Annotated in this window: 15 protein-coding genes; 10 read left to right on the top strand and 5 right to left on the bottom strand. The window is 64.1% G+C overall.

What is annotated here, in order from left to right; all coding sequences use genetic code 11:
• Positions 1-36: 36 nt before the first annotated feature.
• Positions 37-765, bottom strand: a complete 729-nt coding sequence (locus tag A3OO_RS21770; protein WP_018408754.1) for a DUF1614 domain-containing protein — start codon at positions 763-765, stop codon at positions 37-39.
• 202 nt (positions 766-967) lie between these two features.
• Positions 968-2,299 (bottom strand): ATP-binding protein, encoded by a 1,332-nt coding sequence (locus A3OO_RS0115495; protein WP_018408753.1) that lies wholly within the window; start codon positions 2,297-2,299, stop codon positions 968-970.
• A gap of 108 nt (positions 2,300-2,407) precedes the next feature.
• On the opposite strand from A3OO_RS0115495, the gene A3OO_RS0115490 reads away from it, so the two are divergent.
• Positions 2,408-3,028: a response regulator transcription factor gene (locus tag A3OO_RS0115490; RefSeq protein WP_018408752.1), complete on the top strand. Its 621-nt coding sequence runs from the start codon at positions 2,408-2,410 to the stop codon at positions 3,026-3,028.
• 198 nt (positions 3,029-3,226) lie between these two features.
• Here the strand turns inward: A3OO_RS0115490 and A3OO_RS0115485 are convergent, their stop codons facing one another.
• Positions 3,227-4,264, bottom strand: a complete 1,038-nt coding sequence (locus A3OO_RS0115485; protein ID WP_040573926.1) for a cytochrome-c peroxidase — start codon at positions 4,262-4,264, stop codon at positions 3,227-3,229.
• Positions 4,265-4,422: 158 nt separating this feature from the next.
• Positions 4,423-4,500, bottom strand: coding sequence for a pyrroloquinoline quinone precursor peptide PqqA (gene pqqA, locus A3OO_RS24805; RefSeq protein WP_083481414.1), 78 nt, complete (start codon positions 4,498-4,500; stop codon positions 4,423-4,425).
• 348 nt (positions 4,501-4,848) lie between these two features.
• Here pqqA and A3OO_RS0115475 point away from each other — a divergent pair, with 348 nt between their 5' ends.
• From A3OO_RS0115475 to A3OO_RS0115445, 7 genes are all read left to right on the top strand, one after another.
• Positions 4,849-5,949, top strand: coding sequence for a molybdopterin-binding domain-containing protein (locus A3OO_RS0115475; protein WP_018408749.1), 1,101 nt, complete (start codon positions 4,849-4,851; stop codon positions 5,947-5,949).
• The gene (locus tag A3OO_RS0115470) at positions 5,940-7,577 is read left to right on the top strand and encodes a formylmethanofuran dehydrogenase subunit A (RefSeq protein WP_018408748.1); all 1,638 of its coding nucleotides are present in this window, start codon (positions 5,940-5,942) and stop codon (positions 7,575-7,577) included. The genes A3OO_RS0115475 and A3OO_RS0115470 overlap by 10 nt, the downstream gene beginning before the upstream one ends.
• Positions 7,565-8,473, top strand: coding sequence for a formylmethanofuran--tetrahydromethanopterin N-formyltransferase (fhcD, locus tag A3OO_RS0115465; RefSeq protein WP_018408747.1), 909 nt, complete (start codon positions 7,565-7,567; stop codon positions 8,471-8,473). The genes A3OO_RS0115470 and fhcD overlap by 13 nt, the downstream gene beginning before the upstream one ends.
• Complete coding sequence (locus A3OO_RS0115460; protein WP_018408746.1) at positions 8,470-9,279, top strand: formylmethanofuran dehydrogenase subunit C; 810 nt, start codon at positions 8,470-8,472, stop codon at positions 9,277-9,279. The genes fhcD and A3OO_RS0115460 overlap by 4 nt, the downstream gene beginning before the upstream one ends.
• 62 nt (positions 9,280-9,341) lie before the next feature.
• Positions 9,342-9,557 (top strand): hypothetical protein, encoded by a 216-nt coding sequence (locus A3OO_RS0115455; protein ID WP_018408745.1) that lies wholly within the window; start codon positions 9,342-9,344, stop codon positions 9,555-9,557.
• Between the two features lie 34 nt (positions 9,558-9,591).
• On the top strand, positions 9,592-12,660 hold the full coding sequence (gene putA, locus A3OO_RS0115450) for a bifunctional proline dehydrogenase/L-glutamate gamma-semialdehyde dehydrogenase PutA (RefSeq protein ID WP_018408744.1): 3,069 nt from the start codon (positions 9,592-9,594) through the stop codon (positions 12,658-12,660).
• A gap of 142 nt (positions 12,661-12,802) precedes the next feature.
• Positions 12,803-13,306 (top strand): Hsp20/alpha crystallin family protein, encoded by a 504-nt coding sequence (locus A3OO_RS0115445; RefSeq protein WP_026223032.1) that lies wholly within the window; start codon positions 12,803-12,805, stop codon positions 13,304-13,306.
• A 33-nt stretch (positions 13,307-13,339) separates the two neighbouring features.
• Here the strand turns inward: A3OO_RS0115445 and A3OO_RS0115440 are convergent, their stop codons facing one another.
• Entirely contained in the window at positions 13,340-14,617 is a 1,278-nt protein-coding gene (locus A3OO_RS0115440; protein ID WP_018408742.1) for an FAD-dependent monooxygenase, read from the bottom strand.
• A 132-nt stretch (positions 14,618-14,749) separates the two neighbouring features.
• Here A3OO_RS0115440 and A3OO_RS0115435 point away from each other — a divergent pair, with 132 nt between their 5' ends.
• Both A3OO_RS0115435 and A3OO_RS0115430 read left to right on the top strand, forming a co-directional pair.
• Entirely contained in the window at positions 14,750-15,463 is a 714-nt protein-coding gene (locus A3OO_RS0115435; RefSeq protein ID WP_018408741.1) for a CDP-alcohol phosphatidyltransferase family protein, read from the top strand.
• Positions 15,456-16,427, top strand: coding sequence for a quinone oxidoreductase family protein (locus A3OO_RS0115430; RefSeq protein WP_018408740.1), 972 nt, complete (start codon positions 15,456-15,458; stop codon positions 16,425-16,427). Before A3OO_RS0115435 ends, A3OO_RS0115430 begins: the two co-directional genes overlap by 8 nt.
• Positions 16,428-16,480: the final 53 nt, after the last annotated feature.

Raw genomic sequence — 16,480 nt, 5'->3', positions numbered from 1 at the left:
TAGCTCGCACGCTGTTATCGGCTCGCGCAGATCAGGTTAAGTCGCCGCCGAAACGCCAGTGAATTTCCGCCGCAAGGGCAGGCTCGCGATCAGAACCGCGAGAATTCCCGTGACGAAAATGCCGTCGAACGTTCCTGCGCCGCCAAACGAGACGATCGGCGTACCGATGCCCTCTATCTTATCGAGATTGAGCAAGTCGGCGCCGATGAGCGTGCCGAGACTGCCGCTGACATAGGCGACCGGCGCGGCGAAATCGCGCGACAACAGAATCGCGAGAGCCGCCGACAACAGCGGCGGCGCCAGGATCGGCACGCTAATGCCGGCGCCAGGCACAATCCGTGCAAGGAAATGAACCACAACAGCGACGATCGCCGTCGCCAGCGCTGCGACGATCCAGATGCGATTGCGGGCGAGCAAATAGATCGAAAGCAACAGTGGAATAACGGCGCCGCCGACGTTGACGGCCAATATCATTCCTGGCCAGTCGACGACCTCTGGGACGACATAGCGCCCGCCAAAATCGTCGACCATTTCTTGAGGAACGACGCGTTCCTGGGTGAAATGCGCAACCGGAATGTTGACATAGCTTCCCAGAAGCGACGCCAGCAAGAGGAGCGTCGCATATTTCGAGCTCAGGCCGATGCGGCCGAAAGCATAGCGAAGCACGCCAAACTGGATCAGCAGGAACAGCGCGATAAGCGCGCCGACGAAGATCGCGTAGAGGATTGGCGGCAGCGGGAGATAGTCAAGATGTTGTGAGTGCACGCGCCACCCCGTTCATTGCGGTGCGTCGACCGTTAAGCCGCATATAGGGGCGAAGCGATGCGAGTCGAGTTGAGTTGAGTCTCAGTTAGGCGAAGGGCCGAGCCGAAGCGAGACGGTGCGCGCCCTTGGCTTGACTTCATCGCGGGTGTGCTGCGCCGTCGCCGACCACGCAAGCCGATGAGGCGCGCGACTGGATTGTCGCTCACTGACGCGCCGCGCCGCCCTTGCGCATCGGCAGCGACGCGGTTAGCCGCGCGCCGCCCTTTGCGTCGTTCGCAAGCGTGAGCGCGCCGCCGAGCGCGCCGACTCGTTCGCCCATGCCGCGCAAGCCGAGACCGCTCGACGACGCGGAACGAGTCGCTTGGAGACCCGCCCCATTGTCCCGCACGACAATATGCAATGCGCCCGTCGACCGCTTGACGACGACCTCGACCCGATTGGCGCCCGAATGTTTTAACGCATTGGCGAGCGCTTCCTGCACAATGCGATAGGCGGTGAGCGCGGTCGCTTCTTCGATGTCCCCTGAGGCGCCGTCCAGCGACAGCGCGATGGCGACCTTCGGATTGGCGTCGCGCCAGCCTTGCGCCAGCGCCTCTAACGCGTCGGCAAGTCCCATCTCCTCGAGGGCGGCGGGACGCAGCCGTCCCAGAATGCGTCTGTTGACCTGTTGCAGAGCGGCGATCTGTGCATCGATGCGGGCGCAATCTTCTGCGAGCCGGATCGGGTCTGCGCCCGGCGCGGTCGCCCGGCGCGCTAATGCGCCAACGCCGGCGCGCACGGTGAAAAGAAAAGGGCCGATCTCGTCATGCAGGTCGCGCGCGATGTCTTTGCGCTCTTCGTCCTGCACATGGATCATGCGCCGCACGAGCCTGCGATTTTCTTCGTCGAGCCGTTGCAGCGTCGCCGCCAACGCGTTGATCCGTTCGGCGATGATGACGAACTCTGGAGAGCCATCGGCGGGAACGCGCATCGAATGTTCGCCGCGCTCGAGACGCTGCAGGCCCTCCGCGAGCGTGGCGACCGGACGCAGCGTTCGCGACACGGCGAGTGAAACGAGCGCGAAGGCGGCGACGGCGATTCCCGCGCCGCCGATCGCGAGCCAAACGATCTCCTGCCAAATTTCGGCGATCTCATCCGCGGGATTGGAAGCGATCATGATCGCGGCCCCCCGGCCGGTTTCGATTCGGGTCACAGCGGCGTTCGGCAGCACGAGCCGGGTGAACCACTGCGGCGCACGGTCGACGTCCTCCCGCGCGTGCGTCTCCTCTCCGGCGAGCGTGACGCGAACATGGCGCAGCCGTCGCGCGTCGGCGAGAAGTCGCGCGATCTCCGCCTGCGGGTCTGGCGCCGCGTCAAGTCGCGTTAGCGTCGCTTCTACGAGTTCGCGCGCAAGGCGCGTCGCGCCGTCGGCTTCGGCGCGAACGCGCGCGCCCGCGTGCAAAACGAGCAGGCCGACGCCGAGCGCCAGTCCCAGCGCGAGCACAACGCCGAGCAGCAGCGACAGGCGAAGGCGCAGGGAGAGCCTTCGAAGCATAGGCAAATTCTCTAGAGAAGCGTGCGGCTTTACGAAAGGCCCCAAATGCCGGCAATGTTTTCCCGCCTGCCTTCGGGAGGCCCGGGATTCTTGGAGCCATGAGCGATTATGCGCGTTCTTATCGTTGACGACCATCCGATCATCGTTTCCGGCTGCGCGGCGATGCTCGCCGGTGAGGGCGACATCGACGTCGTCGACGCGAGAGACGCGGAGACGGGTCTGGCCGCTTTCGTGGCGCAGAAGCCCGATATAACGGTCGTCGACATCGGCCTGCCGGGGGTTTCCGGATTCGAGTTGACGCGGCGGATTCTTGAAGCCGATCCGCAGGCCCGCATCGTCGTCTTCAGCATGAACGACGACCCGATTTTTGCCGCGCGCGCGATTCAGATGGGCGCCAAAGGCTATGTGACGAAGAACGACGATCCCTATCTTCTGCTGACGGCGGTGCGCGAGGTCGCGTCCGGCGGCGTTTTTCTCATGCCCAAAATCGCCAATCGGCTCGCCTTCGAAAAGAGCGGCGCGGCGGCCAGTCCGCTCTCCGCGTTGACCGCGCGTGAATTGGAGATTTTGCGAATGCTCGGACGCGGGCTCGGGATGGCCGAGATCGCCGATGCGACCCAAGTCTCCTACAAGACGATCGCCAACAGCTGCTCGATCATGAAACGAAAGCTTGGCGCCCGCACGCCGATGGAGCTGATGCGCATCGCGCTCGAACACAAGCTGACGTGAGGCGCGCGCATTCACCCTCCCCTCGAGGGGGAGGGTCGGCGCGAAGCGCCGGGGTGGGGTGGAGCAGGGTCGCAAGTCCTCGCAGTTGAGTTCGGGAGGCGAGACGCATTCTTTTCTCAAATGATTTTTGCGTCGTCACCCCACCCCGCATTGCTTTGCAATGCGAGCCTCCCCCTCAAGGGGAGGGTGCGTCCACGCCTAATTTCCTTGCGCGTCCGGATAGGGCTCCGGCGCAGAATAATTCGGCGGAACCGGACCCGTCAGCGCGCCGAGAAAGGCGACAATGTCGGCCGCATCCTTCTCCGACAGATCCTGCCCGAGCTGCGTCTTGCCCATGATTTTCACGGCTTTGATCAGATCGTCGACCGACCCGTCGTGGAAATAGGGCGCCGTCTGCGTGACGTTGCGCAGACTCGCGACCTTGAAGACATAGAGGTCCGCATCATTCTTGGTGACGTCGGCGCGACCTTTGTCCGGCGTCGCGACTCCTGTTTCTTTCCAGTAGTCGCTCACAACGCCAAATTTTTGGAAGGAATTGCCGCCGACGCCCGCGCCATTGTGGCAAGAGGCGCAGCCCAGATCGATGAATTTGCGCAGCCCCATCGCCTCTTGATTCGTCAGCGCCGAGGCGTCGCCCGTAAGGAAGGCGTCGAATTTGGAGGGCGTCAGCAGCGTGCGCTCGAACGCGCCGACCGCCGCGCCCCAATTCTTCGAATTGATCGGGTCCTTATCGCCGGGGAACGCTTTGGCGAAGGCGTCGGCGTAGGCGGGAACCGCCTTCAGCTTGCTCATCGCCGTCGGTTGATCGGGATTACCAAAGCTCGCAGGGCCTAGCAGCGATTTTTCGGCCTGGTCTTCGAGCGACTCGCGATCGCCGCGCCAATGCTGTTTGAAATTCAGCGCGGCGTTGAAGATCGACGGCGCGTTGCGCGGATTTTCCTTGCCGAACACGCCAATCGCCTTCGGCAGCCCGTCGCTCGCCTGCTTGTCCGGCAAATGGCAATGCGCGCAACTGACGTTGCCGTCCATCGACACGCGGCTTTCGAAAAACAACCGGCGACCAAGCTCGATTCGCGCCGCCGTCACCGAATCATTGCCAGGGGGGGGAACGACGATCGGCTGGAAATTCTGTTTCGCGTCCTCAAGAAGCGCTTTCGCGTTCGGAGGCTCCGCGTGGGCGGTCGCAGCGATGAATAGGAGAGAGACGAGGGCGATGAAAAAAGAAGGCGCGCGCACGTCGACGCTCCTGTTCGTGGCCACTCGTTCGCCGACGTTGGCCAAAATGATTCGAGCCGGCGAAACGAAAAGCGCAACCGCTTTGCGAAGCGCTCTTCTTGCCGGCTCGATTTTTGGAATTCGTTGGCGGCTTCGGCAAGGCGAAGGCCGCGCCGAAATTAGATCTCGGCGGACTCGTAGCTGGTGATTTCCATGCCGACGCAGACTTCGACAATCACGGGAGTCGTCCAGGCCATTTTTTCCTCCGTATTAGGACTCTCTACGGCTCTGCCTGCTTATGTGGCGCGTCGCGCCCGCAGGTTTAAGCTCGGCGCAGCATTTAACATGATCGCCGCCGCTTCGCAAATGGGATGCGGCGCACAATATCGGCCGCTTGCGACGATAGCCGAACGCTTCTGTGGGGCCTCGAATGCAAATGACGCAGCCGAACGTCTCGACAGTCGCCGTGACGGCTGATAGGCATAAGCAAAACGCGGGAGGAGCCGCCCGGCTCGGCGAGTAGGCGCTAAAAAACAAATGGATAGCGCTCACTTCGCCGTTAAGCTTTCAAGCTTGGCCAGGGCAGGTCGCAAATCGGGGTAGGAATGGAGACAGCAACGCTCGACGGCAAGGCGATTGCGCTTGGCGACGCCTATCGACATGCCGCCAGAATTCTCAACGGGGCGGCCTTTCCGCTCATCGCCGGCCTTGGCGCCGACGTCGCCGGCGCGCGCGCCGCGATCCTCTTGGCCGAGCGGCTGAAGGGCGCCTTCGATCATCTCGCGTCGCGCGAAACGCTCGCCGATATCGACGTCAAGCGTTCCTTCGGCATGTTCACGACGACGGCGAACGAAGCGCGCCTTCGCGGCGACTGCGTCGTGCTGATCGGCCCGGGGCTGACTCAAGCCTGGCCTGGAATGCTGGAGCGCCTCGCGCTTGCCGAGCCGCCACGCCGCGGGGCGCAAGCGCAGCAGCCGCGCAAGGTGATTTGGGTCGGGCCGGACGGCGACGAAGCGAACGCCGTCCCAGGCGCAAACGTCATTCCGGCCTCTGTGCAGGAACTTTCCGGCGTGCTGGCGGCATGGCGCGCCCGCTTCGGCGGACGGCCGATGGCGCTGGACGCCGAAAAAGTCGCGCTCATTGACGGCCTCGTGGAGACGCTGCGAAACGCCCGCTTTGGCGTCTTCGTCTGGTCGGCGTCGACGCTCGATCCGCTGGCGATCGAAATGCTGCAGGCTTTGGTGATCGAGCTCAACGCCACGACCCGATTCACCGCCGTTCATATCGGCGGCCGCAGCGGCGCTTCGGGCGTGACCCAGACGGCGGGCTGGATGACGGGCTTTCCGCCGCGCACGGGTTTTGGCCGTGGTTATCCGGAGCACGACCCGTGGCGCTTCGAGTCCTCGCGGCTCGTCGACAGCGGCGAGGCCGATGCGGCGCTGTGGATTTCCGCCTTCGACGGCGAAAAACCCGCCTGGTCCCGCGCCGACATCCCGCTCATCACGCTCGCGCCGGCGCAAAGCTCGCCGTCTCGCGGGCTGTTCATTAAAGTCGGTCAGCCCGGCGTCACGCATGACGCGGTGCTGATGAGTCAGGAAACCGGCGGCATGACGCTGCGCAGGGCAAGCGCGCCGACGGACGCGCCGAGCGTGGCGCAGGCGATCGGCGCCATTATGGCGGAAGTTTCGGAGGGCGCATGGCGCTGACAGTTTTGCGCGGCGGCCATATCGTCGATCCGGCGACCGGCCAGGACGCGATCGGCGACGTGTGGTTCGAGGACGGCCGCATCGTCGAGCGCCCCGAAGGGCGCAGCGCCGACAACGAGATCGACGTCTCCGGCCATATCGTCATGGCCGGCGCGATCGACATCCATTCGCACATCGCCGGCGGCAATGTGAACACGGCGCGACTGCTGCTGCCGGAGCTGCATCGCGCGATTCGCGCGCGGCTCGCCGACACGCCGCTGTCGACGGCCAAATGGTCGAGCTACGAGACCGGCCGTCTCTACGCCCAGATGGGCTTCACCACGGTCGTCGAGCCGGCGATGGCGCCGCATCACGCGCTGCAGACCCATCTCGAATTCAACGACGTGCCGATCATCGACAAGGGCGCGCTCACCGTGCTCGGCAACGACGACTTTCTGCTCGGCATGTTGCGCGACGGCGAGACGGACGGCGCGATCAATGACTATGTCGCGCAGACCGTCGAGAACACCCGTTCGCTCGGACTGAAGTGCATCAATCCCGGCGGGGTCGAGGCCTTCAAGGAGAACATGCGCGCCTTCGGACTGGACGACGTCGTGCCGTTTTACGGGCTGACGTCGCGCCAGATTTTCCAGGCGCTGCAGAAGTCGACTCAGGCGGTGGGCATCGCGCATCCGCTGCATCTGCACATGAACAATCTCGGCCTTGCCGGCAATATCGACACGGCGCTCGCGACGATCGACGCGGCGCAGGGTCTGCCGCTCCATCTCGCGCATGTGCAGTTCTACGCCTATGGCAAGGAAGGCAAGAACGGCTTCTCGTCGGCCGGCGCGCTCTTCGCCGAGAAGATCAACGCGAATCCAAATGTTTCCGTCGACGTCGGCCAGGTGATGTTCTCGGACACGGTGACGATTTCGTCCGACGTTCTGAAACAGTTTAACAGCCTGCCCGGCGCGATCCCGAAGAAGGGCGCGATCTTCGACGGCGACGCCAATGGCGGCGGCATCGTGCCCTACGTCTATAAGATTTCAAATTACTACAACGCCATTCAATGGGCGGCGGGCCTCGAGCTCTTCCTGCTCATTGAAAATCCTGAGCAGGTGTTCTTCACCACCGACCATCCGAACGGCGGTCCGTTCACGACCTATCCGGAGCTCTTCGCGCTGCTGATGAGCGCCGATCTTCGCGCGCAGCATCTTGCGCGCCTTCCGGCCGAGGTGCTGGAGCACACGACGCTGCCGTCGATTTCGCGCGAATACACGCTTTACGAAATCGCCCAGATGAGCCGCTCCGGCGCCGCGAAGCTCTTTGGCTTTGTCGATCGCGGCCGGCTCGGTCCCGGCGCCGTCGCCGACATCGCCGTTTATAAGCCCGGACGCGACGTCGCCGGCATGTTCCGGCGCGCGGCCCTCGTGTTCAAGGATGGCGCTCTCGTCGTGCGCGATGGCCAAGTCTCGCATTACACGCGCGGCAAGACGCTGCATATTCGCCCGCGTTACGATCGGCAGATCACGAAGCGGCTCGATTCCTATTACGACGATCTTTACGGCCTGCCGCGCGGCATTTTCGACGTGCCCGACGCCGCGCTGCCGCACGAGGACGCCTTTGCGGAGGTCCCATGCCGGATATAATTCGCAACGGCGTGACGATAGACGACAATTTCGCCGAAGCCTTCCCCATGAGCGGGACGGGCATTCTGATCACCGCGCCGAACGCCAAATGGGCGCGGCAGGCGGCGCTGACGATGACGGGTTTTGCAACATCGGTCATCGGATGCGGCTGCGAGGCCGGAATCGATCGCGAAGTGCCGCCCGAAGAAACGCCGGACGGACGCCCGGGCGTGCGCGCGCTGCTTTTTGCGATGTCGTCGAAGGACGCGGAGAAGCAGCTCGTCAACCGACTCGGCCAATGTGTGCTGACCTGCCCGGGCTCCGCGGTCTATTCGACGGTCGCGGGCGAATTCGAGATCAAGGTCGGCGACGCGCTGCGCCAGTTCGGCGACAAGTGGCAGATGTCCAAGGTCGTCGACGATCGTCGCTACTGGCGCGTGCCGGTCATGGACGGAGAGTTTTTCTGCGAAGGCAAGGTCGGCCTGACGAAGAAATCCGTGGGCGGTGGCAACCTTTTGATCATGGGCGCGGACTGGGAAAAGACCATGCGCGCGACCGAGGCCGCCGTCTCGGCGATCGACGGCGTCGCCGACGCCATCGCGCCGTTCCCCGGCGGCATCGTGCGCTCGGGCTCAAAGGTCGGTTCGAAATACAAGGGCATGAGCGCATCGACCAATGACGCTTATTGTCCGACATTGCGGGGCGTCACCAAAAGCGAGCTCGACGCGGACATCGGCTGCGTGCTCGAAATTGTCATCGACGGCTTGACCGATAAGGCCGTGAGCGAGGCGATGCGCGCGGGGCTTCACGCCATCATCGAGATGGGGCCGGAGCAGGGCGCCAAGCGCGTCGGCGCCGGCAATTACGGCGGCAAGCTTGGGCCGTTTCATTATCATCTGAAGGAATTGCTGCCGTGAAGCCCTTTACCTTCACGCTTCGCCAGGAGCCGCCACAGCGCGTCGATCTCTCGGCGCTGACGCCCGACCGCCTGGCGGGAAAATCCGTCGCGCAGATCGAAGCGATCGAGATCGGCGTGACGCGCATTTCGACCAAAGTCGGCGACCTCTTCAAGGTTTCGGAAGGCGATCTGAAGACTGTTCGCTATGAGGGCGGCTCAGCGCGCTTCGATCTTCTCGGCGCGAAGCTTCTGCCTGGCTTTGAGATTCATGTCGAAGGCGACGTCGGCGCGCAGTGCGGCCGTCTGGCCAAGGGCGGCAGGATCACCGTCGCTGGGAACGCCGGCCCGCATGCCGCCTCGGGCAACCTTGGCGCCGAGGTGGAGATCAAAGGCGACGTCGGAGATTTCCTCGCCGGTCCGCTCGCGGGCGAACTCGCCGGCATGGCCGGCGGGCGCGTCATCGTGCGCGGTAAGGTGGGCGAACGCGCCGGCGACCGGCTGCGTCGCGGCATTCTCATCATCGAGGGCGACGCCGGCGAAGATCTCGGCGCGCGCGTCATCGCGGGCACGATCCTGGTTTTGGGCGAGGCCAAGGGGCGCGTCGGCTATCTCAACAAACGCGGCTCGATTGTGCTCGCTCGCGGCGGCTGCTTCGGTTCGACCTATGTCGACTGCGGCGCGCATGAGCTGACGTTCGCACGGCTTTTCGCACGTTCTCTGAGGGATCATAGCGCCTCGGCCGCCGATCTCCTGTCGCGCAAGCTGCGCCGCTATGGCGGCGACACGGCGGTCTATGGCAAGGGCGAGATATTGACCCCCGACTGACGGGCATTACCCTTGCTAAGAAGCGAAACGCCCTGGAGCGGGCGCTTAGCAAGGAGATTGCGATGAATTTCGTCGAACTCATCCTTACTGTCTGCACGCTGGCGCAGCCCGCCGCCTGCGACGAGCGCAAGCTCGTCTTCGAATCGACCACGGGCTCGACCAGCAATTGCATGATGCAGGCGATGCCATATATCGCTCAATGGTGCGGCGAACACCCGCAACTGACGGTTACGAAGTGGCGTTGCGCGCGGCCGGGAGCGGAAGGCGACAAGATCTGATCGAGGCCTGCGGGCGCGGTCGGTACCATGGCGAATGAATCGAAAACACGATCGGCCTGCGCCCTTTGCGGCGCCATACGCGCCTCCCGACGAGAGCTTCGCTGAAGCCTTCCTCGGTTCGCGCCCTAATCCCGCGACTCAACGACTCGTCGAAAAAGCTGCGCTGAGGCTCGTGCGCGGCATTCGCGCACAACGTGATCCGCTTGGCGGCGTCGAAGATTTCCTTCACGAATTCTCCCTCTCCTCGCGCGAGGGGCTGGCGGTGATGGCGCTTGCCGAAGCGCTGTTGCGCGTGCCCGACGACGCGACGGCCGACCAACTCCTGGCTGATAAGCTCGCCGAGGGCGATTTCTCCCATCACGAAACATCGAGCGACGCGCTGCTTATTCAGGCCTGCGCCTTCGCGCTGGGACTTTCGGCGCGTATCGTTGACGTCACGGAGCCGCGCGGGCTCATTGCCCACCTCGCCCGGCGTCTCGGCCTGCCGGGGCTGCGCGCCGCCGCGCGTCAGGCGATGCGGCTGATGGGCGCTCATTTCGTCTTTGGCGAAACCATCGAAGCGGCGATCAGACGGGAGCAGGGACGGCGCGAGCGCTTCTCTTACGACATGCTTGGCGAAGGGGCGCGGACGGCGGAAGACGCCGAGCGCTATTTTGAGGCCTACGCCCACGCCATTCGCGCCATCGGCGACTCGGCCGGAAGCTCCGAACTCCCTGTGCGCCCTGGAATTTCGATCAAGCTCTCGGCCCTGCATCCGCGCTATGAGGCGATTTCGCGCGAACGCGTCTTGCGGGAATTGCCGCCGCGGTTGCTCGACCTGGCGCGCCTCGCCAAAGAGCGCGATCTCGTTTTCACCATCGATGCGGAGGAGGCGGATCGACTCGAACTTTCGCTGGACGTGTTCGCACGCGTCGTCAAAGACCCGTCTCTTTCCGGCTGGGACGGATTCGGGCTCGCGGTGCAGGCCTATCTGAAGCGCGCGATGGCCGCGATCGACTATGTCGCTTCGCTCGCGGAAGCGAACCATCGGCGCTTCATGGTGCGTCTCGTCAAGGGCGCCTATTGGGACAGCGAAATCAAACGCGCCCAGGAGCGCGGTCTCGCCGATTATCCCGTGTTCACGCGCAAGGCGATGACCGATCTCAATTTCGACGCCTGCGCCGCTCGGCTCTTCGACCAACCGCGTCTCTTCCCGCAAATCGCCACGCATAACGCGCGCAGCGTCGCCGCCGTTCTGACGATGGCCGGCGCGCGGCGCGACTTCGAGTTTCAGCGCCTCCACGGCATGGGCGAGTCGCTCTATGAGTCGCTCGCGGAAATGAGCGACGTCCCCGTTCGAATCTATGCGCCGGTCGGTCCGCACCGTGATCTTCTCGCCTATCTCGTGCGGCGCTTGATCGAGAACGGCGCCAACTCCTCTTTCGTCGCGCGCGCCGCCGATCCCGAGACGCCGGAGACCGCGCTCGTTGCGGACCCTTATGAAACGCTTGGCGCGCCAAATCGTGCGCGTCATCCGCGCCTTCCGCTGCCGGCCGAGATTTACCTGCCGCAACGCGCCAATTCAAAAGGCGTGGAATTTGGCGATCGGACCGCGCTTGCGGCGCTGATTAACGAGGCGCGCGCGCCAGCTCCGCCGCCCGCCGCGCGACCGAGCGTCGAATCGCGGGCTGCGGCGCGCCCGGTCCTGTCGCCGATCGACGGCGCCGTCGTCGGTCACGTCGTCGAAGCGGATGAAGCTGCGGCGCGTGCTGCGGTCGCGACGGCGGCGCGCGCCTTCCCAGAGTGGTCCAGGACTCCATTCGAGGCGCGGGCGCGGATGATCGAACGCGCGGCCGATCTCATTGAGGCGCGGCGCGGCCCGTTGATCGCCTTGTTGCAAAGCGAGGGCGGCAAGACTCTCGACGATGCGCTCGCCGAGGTGCGCGAGGCGGCCGATCTTTGCCGATACTACGCCGGCCAGGCGCGAATTCTCTGCGCCGACATGCCGCTGCCGGGCCCGACGGGCGAAGCTAATGTCCTGCGAAGGCATGGACGCGGCGTCTTTATCTGCATTTCGCCCTGGAATTTCCCGCTCGCGATTTTCATCGGCCAGATCGCAGCGGCGCTCGTCGCGGGAAATTGCGTCGTCGCCAAGCCCGCCGAGCAGACGCCGCTCGTCGCCGCCATGGCGATCGCGCTCCTGCGCGAATCTGGCCTTCCGAAGGACGTGCTGCAATTTACGCCGGGCGATGGCGCGATCGGCGCTGCGCTCGTCGCCGATCCGCTGACCGCCGGCGTCGTCTTCACCGGCTCCGTCGAGGTTGCGCAGCGGATCAATCGCACGCTCGCCGAGCGAGATGGCGCGATCGCGCCGCTCATCGCCGAAACCGGCGGGATCAATGCGATGATTGTCGATTCGACGGCGCTGATCGAACAGGTCGTCGACGACGTCATGACGTCTGCGTTCCGATCGGCGGGCCAGCGGTGCTCAGCCTTGCGGCTCTTGTGCCTGCAAGAGGAGATCGCGCCCACCTGCCTCGAGACGCTGATTGGCGCTGCGCGCGAGTTGCGGGTCGGCGATCCGCGCGAGATCGGCGTGCATGTCGGCCCGGCGATCGACGCGCAGGCGAAGGACAAACTCGACGCCTATCTTTCGCGTCAGCGCGAAGCGGGGCGAATTCTCTACGCTGGCGTTGCGCCGACGACAGGAACTTTCGTCGCCCCGCACATCGTCAGACTTGATCGCGTCGAGGACTTGCAGGAGGAAATCTTCGGACCCGTCCTGCATGTCGCGACCTGGCGTTCGGATCGCCTGCCGCAACTGCTCACGGACATCGAAGCCAGTGGATATGGTCTCACGCTCGGCATGCATACGCGCATCGAACAGCGCATTCGCGCGTTGTCGCGCAAAGCGTCCGCCGGCAATATCTACGTCAATCGCAACATGATCGGCGCGGTCGTCGGCAGCCAGCCCTTCGGCGGGTTCGGCTTGAGCGGCACCGGCCCAAAGGCGGGCGGGCCGGATTATCTGCTGCGATTCCTTCATGAGACGACCCTGACGATCAACACCGCGTCCTCTGGGGGCGACGCAGGACTGTTGTCGCTCGGAGAATTCGACGAGTGATCGCGACAAATTGGCGCAAAATCGCTGCTTGAAGTCACATCTCTGACGCTCCACGTCCCTAACGTTTCCATGTCGATCGTCAGCGCCATCGTTGCTGAATTTTCGGTTGCTTGGCGATCGTCCGTTCATGAGGGAGATCAGCATGGCCGAACAAAGCAAGCTGCCGGCGTCGAGAGAGTCCGCGCAGGCATCCGGCGGATTCGATTGGCATCCACTCGAATCCTTCCGGCGTCAATTCGATCGTCTGTTCGACGAATTTCCATCGCGCAGAAGCCTTGCCGACTTCCAGCCGTTCGACCGGCTCATGTCGGCGGCGGCGCCGCCTGTCGATTTTGTTGAAAAGGACGGCGGATATGAAATCACCGCGGAACTGCCCGGGCTCGACGAAAAGAACGTCGATGTGAAGCTTTCAAACGGCGTGTTGTCGATCTCTGGCGAGAAGAAAGAAGAAAAGGAAGAGAAGCGGGAAGGATACTACTGCTCGGAGCGACGTTACGGCTCTTTCCGCCGCGCCTTTCGGGTTCCTGAAGGCGTAGACTCCGACAAGATCACCGCCGATTTCGAAAAGGGCGTGCTGAAAATCAAGCTGCCGAAGACGGCTGAATCCAAGAAGGAAGAAAAGAAGATCGAGATCGCGGCGAAATAGCGCCGCGATCAGCGGCGCTCGACCGTCGCTGCTCTAAGATCGCCAGCCGGCGCGCCTCTGGGAAGCGCCGGCGATTTCGGGCTTCTGCGCCGGCCGTCGCATCAGCCGCGGCAGCACGAGATGCGGCAACACGCCCTCGCGAATGACCGCGCGCCGCAACGGCCCGAGCGCCGCCATGGCGATGAAGCTCGCGCCGCGCAGCAAATCCACCGGCAGATAGGGAATGATGAGCGATCGGTTGAGCAGGTCGACGCCATGCGTCCTGAAGCCGATATCGGCGCGCCGGTGACGGTCATAGCGGGCGAGCGCCCGCGACAATTCGCGCGGATTCTTGAGATCGACGCTGGCGAGACAATCCTCGAGATCGGCGACGTCGCGCAGACTTAGGTTCAGTCCTTGCGCGCCGATCGGCGGAAAAATGTGACATGTCTCGCCGACGAGCGCGAGGCGGCCCGTGGCATGTTTCGACACCTGCATGCCGCCCATGCGGAACTGCCCGATGTCGCCTTCGATGCGCATCGCGCCGAGTTCCGACTTGGCGTAATCCTCGATTTCATATTCGAGCTCTTCGCGGGGCTTGGCGAGACGCCGCCGCGCGTCGGCGACGCTCATCAGCCAGACGAGGCTCGAACGATTCGGCGCGTCCTCTCGCGCGGGCAGCGGCACCAGCGTGAAGGGGCCCGAGCGCGTGTGATATTCCGTCGAGACATTTTCGTGCGGGAACTCGTGGCGCAGCATCATGGTGAGCGCGATCTGCGGATAGGTCCATTCCTTCACGTCGATGCCGGCGACCGTGCGGGCGCGGCTGTTGCGCCCATCCGCCGCAACGATGAAGTCCGCCTGGAGTCGCCGTCCGTCTGTGAGGACGGCGACGGCGCCGTCGCTGCTGAATTCGTAATCCGCGATATCGGCGTCGACGAACGCGATCTCAGGGCGGCCGCGACAAAGATCCAGCAGAATGGCGACGAGGTCGTCGTTCGACACATTGACGCCGAGCGCCGGCAGACCGATCTCGCGCGCCCGCAGGCTGAGTTCCGGCACGGGCAGAAACTGATCGGTGTCGTCGATCATGTGGATCGCTTCGACGGCGCAGCCGCGCGCTCTGACGCGCTCTAACGCGCCGAGTGCATCGAGAAATCGGACGGACGATTCGAACAAAGCGACGGTGCGGCCCGGCAGCGGCGGCGGAATGCGCCCGGCGAGCGTCGTCCTGAATCCCCCGCGCGCGAAGGCCAGCGCCGCTGCAAGGCCGGTCGCCCCGGCGCCGGCGACGAGAATGTCCGATCTGGTGTTTTCGTACGCCGCGTTCATCTCATTCGTCTCCTTTGCCTGTTATAGCGGGAGAGTCTTCGGAGCGCGAGCAGCACGGGCAAGCAGGATGGCTTTGGCTCGGCGCGAGGGTGGTGGTAGGCTGACGTCCCGCTTCTCCAGTCGCCGCGCCTCGTGACGTCTTCTCGCCTCATCGGCCTTTCTGTCCACCTCTTCACTGCGAGCGGCGCGGCGCTCGGCCTGATCGCTTTGTTCCTTGCGGCGGACGGCCGTTTTGCGGCGATGGTCGCCTGGCTCGGCGCGGCGCTCGTCGTGGACGCCGTCGACGGAACGCTGGCGCGGCATTTCAAGGTGACGGAAACGGCGCCCTTCATCGACGGGGTCGCGCTCGACCTCGTCGTCGACTTTCTCAACTATGTGGTTACGCCGCTTGTGGCGCTGTGGCGCTCCGGCCTCTTGGATCCGGCGCTCGTCGGCCCCATTTGCGCCGCGGTCTGCGCCTGTTCGGCGCTCTATTTCGCAGATCGGCGAATGAAGACGGCCGACTATTGGTTTCGCGGATTTCCGTCGCTGTGGAACATCGTGGTCTTCTATCTTCTCGTGCTGCGGCCGCCGGCCACCGCGAGTCTCATGCTGATTGTCGTGACGACGGCTTGCATGTTCGTTCCGGTCGCCTTTGTTCATCCGCTGCGCGTTCAGCGGCTGCGACCTGTGACGCTCGTCGTGACCGGCGTCTGGGGCGCGGCGGCGATCGCGGCGGTCGCACAGGATCTTGCGGCGGCCTCCTTCACCGTGAAGGCGGCTCTGGTCGTGACCGGGTGCTATTTTCTGGCTTTGCCGCTTTTTCGTGAGGGCGGCGCGATCGCGAAAGGTGAGGTCGATGGTTAAAGCGATTCGCGTGCATCAGCCGGGCGGGCCGGATGCGCTCGTTATGGAAGACGTTGATCTGCCGGCTCCGACCGCCGACGACGTGCAAATCCGCCACGGCGCCATTGGCGTCAATTTCATAGACGTCTACCGCCGTACCGGCGCTTATCCGGCCGAATATCCGTTTGTCCCCGGACATGAAGGCGCCGGCGAGGTGATCGCCGTCGGCGAGAATGTGAAGAACTTCAAGGTTGGGGATCGGGTCGCTTATGTCGGCGCGCTTGGCGGCTATTCGGAGGCGCGCAACATCGCCGCCGGCTCAGTCGTCCATCTGCCGAAATCCTTCAGCTATGAGCAGGGCGCGGTGATGATGCTGAAAGGGCTGACTGCGCAATATCTCCTGCGCAGGACGTTCAAGGTGGAGAAAGGCCATCGCGTTCTCGTCCATGCCGGCGCCGGCGGCGTTGGGCAGATCCTCTGCCAATGGGCGAATGCGCTCGGGGCGAAGGTCATCGCGACGGTTGGCTCCCCCGAGAAGGCCAAGATCGCAGAAGATGCAGGCGCCAAGCACACCATCCTTTATCGCGAGGAGAACTTCGTCGAGCGCGTGCGCGATTTCACCAAGGGCAAGCTGTGCGACGTGGTCTATGACGGCGTCGGACGCGCGACTTTTCCGGCTTCGCTCGATTGCCTGAAGCCGTTCGGCATGTTCGTCAGCTTCGGCTCAGCCTCTGGTCCGATCGCGGCCTTCGACCTTGGCCTTCTGGCGCTGAAAGGATCGCTCTATGCGACCCGCCCCTCGCTTTTCAGCCATATCGCGCGCCGGCGCGACTATGAGGAGATGATGGACGATCTCGTCCATGCTACGAAGCGAGGCTTTGTCAATATCGCCGAGCCGGCGCGTTTTCCGCTTGCCGACGCCGCCAAGGTGCACGCCGCGCTCGAATCGCGCGCCACCAGCGGGTCGATGGTCCTAATTCCCTGATTTCGCCATAAAGGGACCGGCGAAAGCAGGGCTCTGGCGACAAACTTGACATG

It is taken from the genome of Methylocystis rosea SV97 (assembly GCF_000372845.1).
GTDB lineage: Bacteria > Pseudomonadota > Alphaproteobacteria > Rhizobiales > Beijerinckiaceae > Methylocystis > Methylocystis rosea.
The sequence above is the reverse complement of the archived record's forward strand: the minus strand, read 5'-3'. Positions and strand labels throughout refer to the sequence as shown.